The 13,883-nt window shown below is 34.4% G+C and carries 13 protein-coding genes and 1 other RNA gene; 2 read left to right on the forward strand and 12 right to left on the reverse strand.

Annotated features, from left to right (window positions below; genetic code table 11):
- The 8 genes from J6D32_RS05515 to rnpB form a co-directional block, all read right to left on the reverse strand.
- Positions 1–341, reverse strand: a 341-nt coding sequence (locus tag J6D32_RS05515; RefSeq protein ID WP_503004030.1) for a transposase, incomplete at its 3' end; no start/stop codon positions are given.
- A gap of 321 nt (positions 342–662) precedes the next feature.
- Positions 663–926, reverse strand: a complete 264-nt coding sequence (locus J6D32_RS05520) for a stage V sporulation protein S (RefSeq protein WP_006785428.1) — start codon at positions 924–926, stop codon at positions 663–665.
- Between the two features lie 69 nt (positions 927–995).
- The gene (locus tag J6D32_RS05525; RefSeq protein ID WP_006785427.1) at positions 996–1,787 is read right to left on the reverse strand and encodes a TIGR00282 family metallophosphoesterase; all 792 of its coding nucleotides are present in this window, start codon (positions 1,785–1,787) and stop codon (positions 996–998) included.
- A gap of 102 nt (positions 1,788–1,889) precedes the next feature.
- Positions 1,890–3,443, reverse strand: a complete 1,554-nt coding sequence (rny, locus tag J6D32_RS05530; protein WP_006785426.1) for a ribonuclease Y — start codon at positions 3,441–3,443, stop codon at positions 1,890–1,892.
- A 284-nt stretch (positions 3,444–3,727) separates the two neighbouring features.
- Positions 3,728–4,765 carry a recombinase RecA gene (gene recA, locus J6D32_RS05535; protein WP_006785425.1) on the reverse strand — a complete coding sequence of 346 codons (1,038 nt, stop codon included), beginning with the start codon at positions 4,763–4,765 and terminating at the stop codon, positions 3,728–3,730.
- Positions 4,766–4,912: 147 nt separating this feature from the next.
- A complete protein-coding gene (gene pgsA / locus J6D32_RS05540; RefSeq protein ID WP_006785424.1) occupies positions 4,913–5,494 on the reverse strand; it encodes a CDP-diacylglycerol--glycerol-3-phosphate 3-phosphatidyltransferase in 582 nt (193 codons plus the stop codon).
- A 9-nt stretch (positions 5,495–5,503) separates the two neighbouring features.
- Positions 5,504–6,364 (reverse strand): helix-turn-helix domain-containing protein, encoded by an 861-nt coding sequence (locus tag J6D32_RS05545; protein WP_006785423.1) that lies wholly within the window; start codon positions 6,362–6,364, stop codon positions 5,504–5,506.
- Positions 6,365–6,621: 257 nt separating this feature from the next.
- An RNA gene (rnpB, locus tag J6D32_RS05550) (RNase P RNA component class B) lies at positions 6,622–7,000 on the reverse strand.
- A gap of 167 nt (positions 7,001–7,167) precedes the next feature.
- On the opposite strand from rnpB, the gene recU reads away from it, so the two are divergent.
- Positions 7,168–7,755 (forward strand): Holliday junction resolvase RecU, encoded by a 588-nt coding sequence (gene recU, locus J6D32_RS05555; RefSeq protein ID WP_006785422.1) that lies wholly within the window; start codon positions 7,168–7,170, stop codon positions 7,753–7,755.
- Positions 7,756–7,777: 22 nt separating this feature from the next.
- Positions 7,778–10,828, forward strand: coding sequence for a PBP1A family penicillin-binding protein (locus J6D32_RS05560; protein WP_155062251.1), 3,051 nt, complete (start codon positions 7,778–7,780; stop codon positions 10,826–10,828).
- 36 nt (positions 10,829–10,864) lie between these two features.
- Here the strand turns inward: J6D32_RS05560 and nth are convergent, their stop codons facing one another.
- Genes nth through J6D32_RS05580 form a run of 4 tightly spaced genes read right to left on the reverse strand, consistent with a single transcriptional unit; the run spans position 10,865 to position 13,833 of the window.
- Positions 10,865–11,509, reverse strand: coding sequence for an endonuclease III (gene nth / locus J6D32_RS05565; protein ID WP_006785420.1), 645 nt, complete (start codon positions 11,507–11,509; stop codon positions 10,865–10,867).
- 15 nt (positions 11,510–11,524) lie between these two features.
- Complete coding sequence (locus tag J6D32_RS05570) at positions 11,525–12,202, reverse strand: DnaD domain-containing protein (RefSeq protein ID WP_006785419.1); 678 nt, start codon at positions 12,200–12,202, stop codon at positions 11,525–11,527.
- A gap of 10 nt (positions 12,203–12,212) precedes the next feature.
- Positions 12,213–12,689, reverse strand: coding sequence for a hypothetical protein (locus J6D32_RS05575; protein ID WP_009607331.1), 477 nt, complete (start codon positions 12,687–12,689; stop codon positions 12,213–12,215).
- Entirely contained in the window at positions 12,673–13,833 is a 1,161-nt protein-coding gene (locus J6D32_RS05580; protein ID WP_132942662.1) for a CCA tRNA nucleotidyltransferase, read from the reverse strand. The genes J6D32_RS05575 and J6D32_RS05580 overlap by 17 nt, the downstream gene beginning before the upstream one ends.
- Between the last annotated feature and the right edge of the window lie 50 nt (positions 13,834–13,883).

Below are 13,883 nucleotides of genomic sequence, written 5' to 3' on the forward strand. Positions count from 1 at the left end.
CGTAAGCTATATCCCTTAATCATGCATTCAATATAATCAATCCATACCTTTGTTTTTTTCTTTGAATAAGCAGTTGGTGTTTGAGTTTGTTGGCTGAACGATTTACGACAATTACGACAAAGATAGCGTTGGTTTCCTTTAAATTTACCATTTTTTACAATATGGTCATCACCACAAAAAGGACATTTATACTGCCCCGATGAATATCTGGTTTCTTGAATCTCATTTTGAAGTTTAGATAAATCAGATTTAAAGATTCCTTTTTCAACTTCAACCAAGATTTCCGGTAAATCACTTGGTGCTACCCTATGTAAAAGTTTTAAAATTAGTGACTTTGGCATGAATCCAACTCCTCAAACATTTGTTCCATTACTATTATAATGGATAATTAAGGAGTGAGTTATGCAATTTCTGTATAAAATATCAACACTTCTCTAAAACACAGCGTTTTAAAAAAAGATAAAAAAAATGCAGGTAGTTAACCTGCATTTTTAAGTTGTTTTAATATTGAATTTTGATTTTAAATTCTCAATGTTATTTTATTAGAAAAACTATAGAGAATTTAATTGTAATTTGGGAAGTAAAAATTCATGTAATTCTATAAAAACTCTCCCAAAACTGAAACCGATGTATGATTTCACTAGTTTTTTTATTTTTAAAATTTATTGTCTTGATTCAACAATCAGTTTAATTGCCGTACGTTCTTCTCCATCAATTAAGATATCTGTAAACGCCGGAATACAAATTAAATCTTTCCCTGTTGGTGCTACATATCCTCTAGCAATAGCAATAGCTTTTACTGCTTGATTTAATGCTCCTGCCCCAATTGCTTGAATCTCAACTAAGCCTCTTTCACGAAATGCATTAGCTAAAGCCCCCGCAACTGAATTAGGATTAGATTTAGATGATACTTTTAATACTTCCATACTAGTCCCCCTCTTTTTTTGTTTTACACAGTAAGTTTATGCACCCTCATCCCGATACATGACTACTTTTTAAAGACTTGATTCTTTCTTGAGATTAATACGTTTAATTGATGATGCTTTCCCCGTTTTATCATTTACTTCAATTAAAACAGCATTTAACTGCGCTGAACCTTGTTCAACTGCATTAAAACGGATTGGTAAGCCTTCAATAAACTTATTAATAACATTCTCACGCTCAACTCCGATTACCCCATCAAGCGGTCCTGTCATCCCAACATCTGTAATATATGCAGTTCCTTTTGTTAATATGCGTTCATCTGCTGTTGGAACATGTGTATGTGTTCCCACGCAAGCACTAACACGTCCATCTACATAATAACCTAGTGCTACTTTCTCACTTGTTGCTTCTGCATGAAAATCAACAAAAATAATATTCGTACGCTTTTGCGCTTCTTTAATTAATTCATCAATGGCTAAAAATGGACAATTAATCATTGGCATAAATGTTCTTCCTTGAACTGAAATAACGGCAACCTCTAATGAATTAAATTTAATAAATGTTAATCCTTTACCTGGATTAGACGCTGGGAAGTTCCCTGGACGAACTAATTTATCTGCTTCATCAATAAAATCAAAAATAGAACGATTATCCCACGTATGATTACCAAGCGTCACAGCATTGACACCTTGTTCTAGTAAAAACTTATAGTATTTCTCGTTAATTCCTTTTCCGTGAGAAATATTTTCTCCATTCGCAATAATAATGTGTGGCTTATACATTTCTTTAATTTTTGGTAAGTTTTCTTGAATCATTTGACGACCAAGTGTTCCGTAAATATCTCCGATAAATAAAATTTTCATGATATCAGCCTTTCTTGTAGCATCTTGTAGCAATATTTTTTTAACATTAAAAAGCTATTGATACGACAGCATCAATAGCTTTTAAATCCATCATATGAACAATTATCTAGCTGTTTCAACAGCTCGAGTTTCTCGAATTACCGTAATTTTAATATTTCCTGGATATTCTAGTTCATTTTCGATTGTTTGACGAATTTCGCGCGCAACTTGATGAGCTTGAACATCATCTAATTGTTCAGGAATAACAGCCACACGTACTTCACGACCTGCTTGAATGGCAAACGCCTTTTCAACCCCTTCAAATCGACAAGCGATATTTTCAAGTTGTTCTAAACGTTTAACATAATTTTCAAGGGATTCACTACGTGCTCCTGGACGAGCAGCAGATAAAGTATCCGCTGCAGCAACAATAACTGCAATTAAACTCTTCGGTTCTACATCACCATGATGCGATGCAATTCCATCTATAACAACTGGGTGTTCACGATATCTTGTTGCTAATTCAATTCCAATCTCTACGTGGCTTCCTTCTACCTCATGATCCACTGCTTTTCCGATGTCATGCAATAAACCAGCACGTTTAGCAAGCTTTACATCTTCACCTAATTCAGCTGCAATAATACCCGATAAGAAGGCAACTTCCATAGAGTGTTTCAATACATTTTGTCCGTAACTTGTACGGTAATTTAAACGTCCTAAAATTTTCATTAAATCAGGATGAACTTTCCCGATTCCAACTTCAAATACAGCATTTTCACCGTATTCTCGGATGCGTAAATCGACTTCACGACGTGTTTTTTCAACAATTTCTTCGATACGTGCAGGATGAATTCTTCCATCTTGAACAAGTGTCTCTAATGTAATACGAGCCACTTCACGACGAATTGGATCAAAACATGATAAAACGACCGCTTCTGGTGTATCATCAATGATTAAATCTACCCCCGTTAATGATTCAATCGTACGTATATTTCGACCTTCACGACCAATGATTCGACCTTTCATTTCATCACTTGGTAAGTTAACAACATTGACACTATAGTCACTTGTCTGTTCTGATGCATATTTTTGAATAGCCAGTACAATTAACTCTTTAGCTTTTTTATCAGCCTCTAAACGAGCTTTTTCTTCTTCTTCTTTAATGTACTTCGCTACTTCATGAGACATTTCATCTTCTACACGTCTAAAGATGATTTCTCGTGCTCCATCTGTTGTTAAGCCCGAAATTTCAACTAATTTTTGACGTTGTTCTTCTAAAGTTTCTTCCACTTTGCTTTCTAGTTCTTTTAGTTCGAGTTGTTTTTCTGCTATAGCTTCATCTTTCTTTTCAAGAGCAATCTCACGTTTTTCTAAGTTTAAAATTCGACGATCTATTGTTTCTTCTCGTTGTACTAAACGTTCTTCTAAACGAACAAGTTCCGTTTTCTTTTCCTTAATGTCGCGCTCTGCATCAACTTTAAGTTTTTGAACTTCCTCCTTAGTTTCTAAAAGCGCTTCTTTCTTTTTTGATTCAGCTTCTTTTTCTGCTTTTGAGATGATATGTCCTGCCGATTGTTCAGCTCGTTCCATCTCAGCTTGATAGACTTTCTTTCCTCTAAAATTCCCAATAACTAACCCTATCCCTACTAGCAAAATGGAGATGATAATTTCTAGCATATGCGCACCTCCAATTAATTAATATCAAATTATCCGCCATAGATCTACTAAACGGTTCTATAGTTTGAAGATAATTAGTATTACGATATAATACTACATTATTTATTTTAATATTATTGTAATAACATGTCAAGAATTCCACAACAAACAAACAAAAACTGTTTCCTAATTTTTCTTATCTTCTTAAAAAGGTGAATTTGTTTTACAAATCTTCCTTATTTTCTACTATTTATTACTTTTTTATACAAAAAAGAAGCGTTTATAATAAACGCTTCTTTTTATTTTTATTCTTCATCAAAATTTAAATCTAAACCAGTATTTTGCACCGTATCTGTTGCAATATTTAATTCAGCACGAATTAATTCGGCTACTTCTTCCATCACAAATGGATTCTCTTTTAAGAACAATTTAGCATTTTCACGTCCTTGTCCTAATTTCTCACCGTTATATGAGTACCAAGAACCACTCTTCTCAATGATATTATATTCAACAGCTAAATCAAGAATCTCTCCTTGTTTAGAAACCCCTTCACCATACATGACATCTACTTCAACTGTTTTAAAAGGTGGAGCAACTTTATTTTTCACGACTTTAATTTTCGCAACGTTTCCAACAATATCTGTTCCTAACTTGATTTGTTCTCCACGACGTACTTCAAGACGAATCGTTGAATAGAATTTTAAGGCACGCCCCCCTGGTGTTACTTCAGGGTTACCAAACATAATCCCCACTTTTTCACGGATTTGATTAATGAAAATAGCGATGGTTTTGGTCGTGTTAATCGCACCTGATAATTTACGCAGTGCCTGAGACATTAATCGTGCTTGTAATCCGACGTGTGAATCACCCATCTCACCTTCAATTTCAGCACGTGGTACTAAAGCGGCAACTGAGTCAATAACTAAAATATCAATCGCTCCACTTCGAACTAAAGCTTCAGCAATTTCTAATGCCTGCTCACCTGTATCAGGTTGCGACACTAATAATTCATCCGTATCGACTCCTAATTTTTCAGCATAAGCTGGATCCAACGCATGTTCTGCATCAATAAACGCAGCTGTTCCACCTTTTTTTTGTACCTCTGCAATGGCATGTAACGCAAATGTTGTTTTCCCTGAACTTTCTGGTCCATAAATTTCAATAACACGTCCTCGAGGATAACCTCCAACACCTAAAGCAGAGTCAAGTGCTAATGAACCTGAAGAAACAACTTCAATTCTTGTATCTGTTTTTTCACCCAGCTTCATGACAGATCCTTTTCCGTACTGCTTTTCAATACTTTTAAGCGCCTGCATTAAAGCTGCTTCGCGATTATTACTCATATATTTTAATCCTCCACTTTCATTATTTATCTACTTATAACATACCCATTTTGTTGACTATTTCCTTTAATTTAGTTTAATAATAAACTATTTTTTATTTTAGCGCAACAAAAAAGCGAACAAAAATTCGCTTTTTTAAAAAAATATTTATTTTGCCCCATCAAAAATATGAAGATTTTTGTAAATATACTCAACCCCTGAAGCTAAGGTTAAAATAACAGCTAAGGCTACAAAGATTTGATCCACTGGTAAATTTAATAACTCAAATGGATAATTTAATAATAATAACGTTGAAATCATAATAAATTGAACAACTGTTTTGATTTTCCCTAACCATCCTGCTGCAATCACAACACCTTTTGAAGCTGCAATGGTTCTGAACCCTGTTACAATAAATTCACGTGCTAAAATAACAAACACAACCCAACCAGAAATTAATGTATTTTCAAGTAACATTAATAAAGCGGCTGTTACTAATAACTTATCTGCCAATGGATCCATAAACTTCCCAAAATCTGTAATCATATTATATTTACGCGCAATATATCCATCAATAAAATCCGTAATTGCGGCAACTAAAAAGATAATTAACGCTAAAATATTTGCAAATGGAATTTGATAATCATTTAGATTTACAACATTAAAAACTAAATTTGGGATATAAAAACAAACAATAAAAAATGGAATTAAAATCACACGTAATAGTGTCAACTTATTTGCTAAATTCATAACTTTCACCTATTTTACTTTCATATTTAGTGTAATGTATTGATGAGGAACCGTCTCGTCAATGCTAACTAGCTCTCCATTAATCATCATCTCTAATCCGGTTACATTACCGATATTAAATTCTAAAACTCCCTCATTATTGGTTAGCATATCTTTAGTAAACGTATACTCAAAGACATCATTAGTTCGATAAGTTTCCCCAGGAATAATACTTTGATTATTCATCGTTGCATTTAACCAACAATCATTGTTAAATACCATTTTTAAATCTAATTGCTCACCCTCAGACATCACATCATAAATCGTTGATTGATTGTTTTGTGATACTTTCGATATGGTTGTTTTTGGTAACGAAATTTCCGGTTCTACCATTTCTGCATCTTTTTTTTCTTCATTTTCTGTATTTTTTGTTGGTTCATTAATCAATTCAGATGAGTTTGGATTTTTAATCACAACTTCTTCGGTTGGTTTTTCTGAAGCCGCTTTAATCATGTCGATCACAAAATACCCACCTAAACCAATCACTAATATGGTAGCAACAATTCCACCAAGGCGACCAAAATTACGTGTTCGCTTCTCTGTCTTCTGTTTTTTAATTTTAACTTCAACTTCTCGTTTTATCTGTTCACCATAGAAAGATTGATAAATTTCATCTACATTTAAAGATAAAAAACTAGCATATTTTTTAATATACATTTTTAAATAAAACTCATCAAATCTTGAAAAATCGCCACTTTCAATATTCTTTAAATGTTGAATCGGAACCCCTATTTTGTCAGAGACATCGTCTAAATTTAAACTTCGATTCAAACGTTGTTCACGCAAATAATCAGCTAATTTTTGATTACTTTCTTTATTTGAAAAATCCATTTCCAACACCTCCCGTAACATCCATAAAAACAAACTAAATTAATAATAGCATACCTATATTTATTTAAAAAGTGAATATAAGTATTTTTATACCGAAACTATCAAATTTATCTTGTTTTTTCCAGTTATATTGATTGTCTTTATCTTTCATATGTTTAGTTAATTTAAATAATTCATACATTTTATATTTTGTTATAAACAAAAAAACACAACAAATCTTGTTGTGTGCTGTGTTTTTATTAAATGCATAGATAACATTCTGTAAGCCATGTTCTGTACCGTTGTACTACATACGGATGCCTCCTCGTACTCAGGTGGTAATTATCTGTCTGTAGAGAATAACTCTCTACCTTCCATACGCGTTCAGTTCCGCTTTAGAAGTGCCCCTACCAAATTTGGGTTTCTCGCTCGTGGGGTTTACCCGTTCCACTCTGCCGTTTCCGACAGTTATCGTCACTGTGGCACTTTTAAAGGTAATCACACCATATCCAAAGACTTAGGTGCTTTCCCAGCCGTCAGTCACATATTTGACTGCCCTAACTTATTGTTTGGTTAGGCACGATCACTACAACCATCGCAGGTTGTGCGAGCATGGACTTTCCTCAATGTCATAAGACACTGCAATTACCCGAATGTTACATTTTATATTATGGCAAATTTCAAAATAAAAGTCAATTGTAAATAAATTCTATTTTTTTATTTTATCTACCAAACTCCTTTCAATATTAATATGAAATCTTATGTAAGATTAGCTTTTTTTCCTTTTTTTTGATAAGATATACAATTAGGAGGTGTATAGCCCAGTGAATTATCCCCACAAAAAAAAATCAACTGTTATCTCTAAATCTTCAAGTGAAAAAACGATTACTTTTGGAAAACGTGGAATGTCTTTTGAAGATGATTTAAATCGTTCAAATGAATATTATTTATCCACAAATAAAGCGGTCATTCATAAAAAACCAACACCTGTGCAAATTGTTAAAGTAAACTATCCAAAACGTGCGGCTGCTGTTATAACAGAAGCCTATTTTAGAACGCCGTCAACAACAGATTTTAACGGCATTTTCAAAGGACACTATATCGATTTTGAAGCAAAAGAAACATCTAATATAACTATTTTCCCTCTTCAAAATCTCCACGCACATCAGGTAGAACATATGGCTCAAGTTTTAAAACATGGGGGAATTGTCTTTTTACTTGTCAAATTTTCTAAATTTAATGAAATTTATTTACTTCCTGGTGAAAAGCTCATCGAGTTTTGGCAACAATATAAACTAGGTAGTAGACGTTCGATAAAACGTGAGGAGTTTTTGGAGCATGCAACCTTAATCAATGAAGGAGCGTATCCAAGAATTGATTATTTAAAAGTGGTAGAAGAATTATTCTTATAAAAAATAAAAGGCGGTGACGTTGATGAACAAAAATAAAGGTGCACAAAAATTTTCTCTCACCCTATTTCAATCGGTTGGAACGATTTTAAAAGGATTCCTATTGGTTGTCTTATTGGGGGGAATCGCAGCAATGATGATTGGTGGTTTCATCATTTTCAAAACGATTGAAACTGCTCCAGAATTAGATATTTCAAAAATCTATGCGACAGAATCAAGTTATATTTATGATAAAGATGGAAATGTTATTGATGAACTTGGTGTTCAAAAACGTGAGTGGGTAACCTATGACCAAATCTCTCCTGTTTTAATTGATGCCATTGTCTCTGTAGAAGATTCAAAATTCTTTGAACATCACGGTGTAGACTGGCAACGTTTTTTAGTTGCTTTAATAACAAACTTAAAATCAGGTGATTTTGACCAAGGGGCTAGTACCTTAACTCAACAGTTAATTAAACAATCTCACTTAACTAGTGAAAAAAGTATTGATCGTAAAATCAAAGAGATTTACTTATCAATTCAAATTGAAAAAGTACTAACAAAAGAGCAAATTATTGAAGCTTACTTAAACTTCTCGCCCTTTGGAGGAAGTGTAAACGGAATTCAAAAAGCGTCTGAATACTACTTTGGTAAGGATGCAAGTGATTTAACATTATCAGAAGCTGCAACGCTTGCAGGTATTGTCCAATTACCAAACGTTTATCGACCAGATACCAATCCTGATGCAAGTGAAACTCGACGTAATACCGTTTTAAAACTAATGGTTAAACACGGATATATCACTGAAGATATGGCAACCCTAGCTGCTGCCAAACCAATTACTGATATGTTGGCTTATCAAACAAGCGGTGTCGATGATAAAACAAAATACCAGTCATTTATTGACGTTGTTATCAATGAAGTTCAAGAAAAATACGGTTTAGATCCTTATTCAGGACTTCAAATTTATACAACAATGGACCCATACGCCCAAGCATTTGTTTATGATTTACAAAATACAAATCAATATTATACTTGGCCACAAGATTTACAATCAGGAATTATATTCATGGATACGAAAACAGGAGAAATCAGAGCGATTGGGGGAGGAAGTGCTGAGGGTGAGCGTACGTTTAACTTAGCAACACAAATCCAGCGCCAACCTGGTTCAACAGCAAAACCAATTTTCGCTTATGGTCCTGCCATTGAATATCTTGGATGGGGTTCAGGAACAACCATTAACGATGATCATTATGCCTACCAAAATGGTAGTGATGTCATGGTTCATAACTACAACCACATGTATCAAGGACGTATGACAATTCGTAATGCTTTAAATAAATCATTAAATGTCCCAGCTGTTAAAGCATTTAATGCAGTTGGGGATAAAAAAGTAGCCGAATTTGCGCAAGGACTTGGAATGCCAGTTGAAGATACATTAAATGAATCAACAGCGATTGGTGGAGTTGAAACAGGATTCTCTCCTCTTGATATGGCAGGTGCTTACGCAGCGTTTGGTAATGGTGGAACATATAATGAACCTATCACCATTGAAAAAATCGTCTTATCAGACGGAACAACCATCTATGCCGATCAAAAATCTGAGACAGCAATGAGTCCTGAAACAGCCTATATTATAACGGATATGTTACACACGGTTATGACAGATGGAACCGGGAAAACGGCAAATGTTACAAGTATGTATTTATCAGGTAAAACAGGAACAACAAACTTCCCACAAGAAATTCGTGAAAAATATGGAATGCCAGACAATGCAATTCGTGACTCATGGTTTGTTGGATATTCAAGCGAATACACAGCAGCCATTTGGACCGGTTATACCGATACGAGCCAAGGACACTATATTTCAAACAGCGAACAATCAGCTCCTTGGTATGTCTTTAAAAACCTGATGTCTTATTTAAATCCAGCAGGATATGTGGAACCAACTCGACCTGATTCAGTAGTCAGTGTCACAATTGAAAAGGAAAGTGGTGCAGAAGATGGACAAGTACAATTAGCTTCTTCTTTAACACCGGATGCCTATAAAGCGTCTGAATTATTCCCTAAAGGTAGTCAACCATCTGTTTATTCAACGCGTTTTGAACAATTAGCTACACCACAAAACTTAACAGGATCTTATAATGGAAGCCAACTTCAATTATCTTGGGAACACATTAAAACTTATACGCTAGATTATAACTATATCAATAGCTTAATCAGTCAATATAAATCAATTACACCTAACTGTACAAAGTTAAGTAGCTGTAAAGAACTTGAAGTTCCAGAAGATCAACTTTACATGATGAAATTCCAATTAGATACAATTGGTGGAACTGTCTATGATGTGTATGCCAAAGACATGGATGGCAATGAGGTTCACTTAGGAACAACAAGTGATAATTCATTCACAAAAGATCTTGGATACGGTGAAATGTCTTACTATACAGATTTCTATATTCGTGCACGTTATGAAAATTACGGGGCTCTAGCAAGTAATAATTCAAACAGTATCACAGTAGACTGTGAGAATTGCTTTAAACCAGTTAGTATTCCAGATATGGCTGGTTGGACAAAAGCACAAGCTGAATCTTGGGGAAGTTCTAATGGAATTAATATTTCATTCAGTGACGAACCAAGCACAACAGTAGCTGAAGGAATTATCATTTCAAATTCTCCAAACAGTGGAACATTAACTCCTGGTTCAACCGTTTATGTCAAAGTAGCTACTAGCCAGTTAGTCGTTCCAAACTATCAGTCAGATTCAGACTTCATTAATAAATATCAAGCTTGGGGAACTCTGAATTCGATTTCAATTAAAGTCAACCAAGAAAATCATGAAACAATTGCAAGTGGTGGATTCATCGGTTCAAATCCGGGTATTGGATCTGCTATTACACCAGGTTCAACGTTAACCATCACGGTTTCAAAAGGACCTGCTAGTACCACACCAGAAACACCAGAAACGCCTGTCATTCCGGATCCAATTAATCCAGATTCAGGCGTAAATGGAGATGGTGATGATGATGAGCGAGCAACTCCAGTAGGAGCCCAAACGATTAGTTTCATCAGAACATTGTTTAACTTCTTTAACTAAATAAAAAAAGAGAAACGATTAAATCGTTTCTCTTTTTTATTTTTTAATTAATTTTTTTCCTTCTTTACATGCATCAAACAAAGGACAGGTTTCACATTTTGGATTCTTAGCCGTGCAGTGATAGCGACCAAAGAAAATCATTAGATGGTGTGCTTTTGACCATCTATTTTCTGGAATCAACTTCATTAATCTATTTTCTACTTCAAGGACCGTATCATCTTTTTTAGCAAAGTCTAATCGCTTTGAGATACGCTCAACATGTGTATCTACTGCTATACGTGGCACTCCAAATCCAACAGATAAAACAACATTGGCTGTTTTTCGACCAACACCTGGTAGTTTCACGAGTTCCTCAAATGTCGAAGGAACGACTCCATCATATTTATCTAATAAGATTTGAGACAAAGCTTGAATATTTTTCGCCTTATTTCGATATAATCCAATCGTTTTAACATCTTGCTCAAGCTCACTTAACGGAACCTTGATATAATCTTCTGGACATTTATATTTCTCAAATAACGTTTGAGTTAGCTTATTAACACTTTTATCGGTTGTTTGGGCAGATAATAAAACAGCTAATACCAGTTCAAACTCATTTTTAAAATTTAATTCACAGTGCGCATCTGGAAATAATGTTTCCATCACATCAATGATTTCAAGTGCTTTTTTCTTCGATACCATTTGCTCACTTCCTCTTTATTCATTCATCCAGTCATAATAAAAATTAGGATCGACTACTGGAGCTTCATTATTCGTTGCCATAGGACTTTGTTTACGTTGTCTGAACTGAATCAACTGACGTTTAGCTTCCTCAACGGTTGTAATATTTTTCTTTTTCCACTCGATTAAAATTTTATCAATATAGCGAATTGATTTAATTTGATTCGCATTCACCTCATAAATGGCTAACTTAATCAGTTCTGGATCAAAATTATCTTCTGTCATCCACATGTGAATCGTTTCTATATCAAGCGGGCTTAAAATTCCAAACTCCTGCTCAAGCAACGTAAAAATCTCTTCTCGTTGCGTGGACTTCGATTGATTTTTCTTCTGTTTTAAATGCTTCTCAATACGCGTAAATAAAGGAGATAATGAATATTCTTCAAATCGTTTTCCAAATTCATCTGTTTTACTACTCACCAAGATATACTTACGTTCAACAAGACCGATAAATAATAGCGAACAACTGCCATCATCAAGCGTCATCTGTTTTGAAATGTCGGCAAAGGTCCACCCACCTGGATTCGTTTGAATTAAATTAGCTAGCAAACAAATAAAAACAAATTCTTGTTCATTTAACTCAAGCTCTTTATAGATTGTTAACAATAATGTATTAAAATCTAGCAGCTTTTTTTCCCATAAGTCATACATCATGTTTCTACTCCTAATCAATAATAAAATGCGAAATCAATTCTCCGTCTAAAGCATTTAAAATCACATATTCCTCACCTTTAGACGTTGTCACTAACACTTCATAAATTGGATTTTCATCCAAAAAACCTAAATAATAATGCTTCACTTTCCCACTACCTGTTAGCGATAAAGCTTTATTTACAATGGCATCAGTTGATAAAATCTTGTTTATTTCGACTTGATAAACCACGACATTATCTTTAATAAAATAATACTGCTCTGTCTCATTCGTTAGCAATACTTTAGCCACGTAATAGGCATCAATCCCTTGATACTCAGAAATTTCAAGCACTTGCTCAACCTCCGGTAACTTAGAAAGCGATGACTGATAATTCATCAAACTTTTTTCATGTCCCATTACATAAGAAAATAGTAATAAAAATCCCGAAATAATTAGGACAATTATTAATAAAACAAATCGTTTTAACCACCTATTTTTTGATTTCATAACCTTCTCCTAACTGTTGAATATAGTTTCGCAAACTCACGACCTCATTTTCAAGTGTTCCCATTACAACTTCAAACTCTAACGCCTCAAGTAGCTGACTAAGCCATGGACCTTTAGGGTGATTAATCCACTGTATAATATCCGCTACCTCAATCGCCAATTCTTTTCGATCAGTAATCGGTAGCTCTCTTAACTCAAATTTTTCAACTGATTGTTTTAATACATTCTGAATTCGATGATAATGGAGAGCTAAATCTTCTTTGTATTTATACTGAATATACTGAGGGGGCAACTGTTTGTCATAACACTCCCTAATCGCTTTAATCATACGTTTTTCAACGTTAGAAAAAGGCCAAGCTTTTAAATAGTCTTCCATTTCCTCAACTGTTAAACCAATTAAGGCAAATAACTCAACGCCCTCTTCTAGCCTTGCTAAGTTAGAACTTGAATATCGCTTCAGTTCTTTAAAATAAGTGATGGAGTCACAAAGTGGGGTATGGATTAGCAGATTAAATGCCTTTAATGAAAACTCACCACTTACCATCCCTTCAATTTCTTTTTTGATTCGTTCTTTTGAGATGTGTTCAATTAAAGCGCCCACTTCACCTATTGCTTTAGACGTTTCATCCTCTAACTCAAAGCCGAGTTTTGACATAAAACGAAGTCCGCGCAACATTCGTAACGGATCTTCAATAAAGCGCTCCTTCGCCTCTCCTACGGCCTTAATTTGACGATTACTTAAATCCTTAAGTCCATGAAAGGGATCCTCAAGCGTTCCATCAATTGACTCTGCTATCGCATTCATCGTAAAGTCTCGACGCTTTAAATCTTCTATTAGAGATGACGTAAACCTAACCTCACTCGGTCTTCTAAAGTCTTCGTATGCTTCTTCAACACGAAAAGTTGTGACTTCAACCGGTATTCCTTCTATCATGACGGTCACCGTTCCATGTTTAATTCCAGTCTGAATCGTCTTTTCAAATAACCCAATGACGACATCAGGTTTAGCGGACGTTGTAATATCAATATCATAAATGTCTCGACCTAGCAATCGATCGCGAACCATTCCACCTACAAAATAAGCTTCATATCCATTTTCTATCAAACGGTTCAAAACAACCTTTCCAACACGGATTAAACTCATTTTTAACACTCCAATTTAATTATACTCCTTTTATTATACTTAACATTAAA

It is taken from the genome of Turicibacter sp. (genome assembly GCF_017941855.1).
Classification (GTDB): Bacteria; Bacillota_I; Bacilli_A; order MOL361; family Turicibacteraceae; genus Turicibacter; species Turicibacter sanguinis.

Excerpts from the sequence above, each read along its gene's own strand:
- J6D32_RS05520 (WP_006785428.1), bottom strand. The coding sequence starts at position 926 with ATGGAAGTATTAAAAGTATCATCTAAATCTAATCCTAATTCAGTTGCG.
- J6D32_RS05525 (WP_006785427.1), bottom strand. The coding sequence starts at position 1,787 with ATGAAAATTTTATTTATCGGAGATATTTACGGAACACTTGGTCGTCAA.
- rny (WP_006785426.1), bottom strand. The coding sequence starts at position 3,443 with ATGCTAGAAATTATCATCTCCATTTTGCTAGTAGGGATAGGGTTAGTT.
- recA (WP_006785425.1), bottom strand. The coding sequence starts at position 4,765 with ATGAGTAATAATCGCGAAGCAGCTTTAATGCAGGCGCTTAAAAGTATT.
- pgsA (WP_006785424.1), bottom strand. The coding sequence starts at position 5,494 with ATGAATTTAGCAAATAAGTTGACACTATTACGTGTGATTTTAATTCCA.
- J6D32_RS05545 (WP_006785423.1), bottom strand. The coding sequence starts at position 6,364 with ATGGATTTTTCAAATAAAGAAAGTAATCAAAAATTAGCTGATTATTTG.
- J6D32_RS05560 (WP_155062251.1), top strand. The coding sequence starts at position 7,778 with ATGAACAAAAATAAAGGTGCACAAAAATTTTCTCTCACCCTATTTCAA.
- nth (WP_006785420.1), bottom strand. The coding sequence starts at position 11,509 with ATGGTATCGAAGAAAAAAGCACTTGAAATCATTGATGTGATGGAAACA.
- J6D32_RS05570 (WP_006785419.1), bottom strand. The coding sequence starts at position 12,202 with ATGATGTATGACTTATGGGAAAAAAAGCTGCTAGATTTTAATACATTA.
- J6D32_RS05575 (WP_009607331.1), bottom strand. The coding sequence starts at position 12,689 with ATGAAATCAAAAAATAGGTGGTTAAAACGATTTGTTTTATTAATAATT.
- J6D32_RS05580 (WP_132942662.1), bottom strand. The coding sequence starts at position 13,833 with ATGAGTTTAATCCGTGTTGGAAAGGTTGTTTTGAACCGTTTGATAGAA.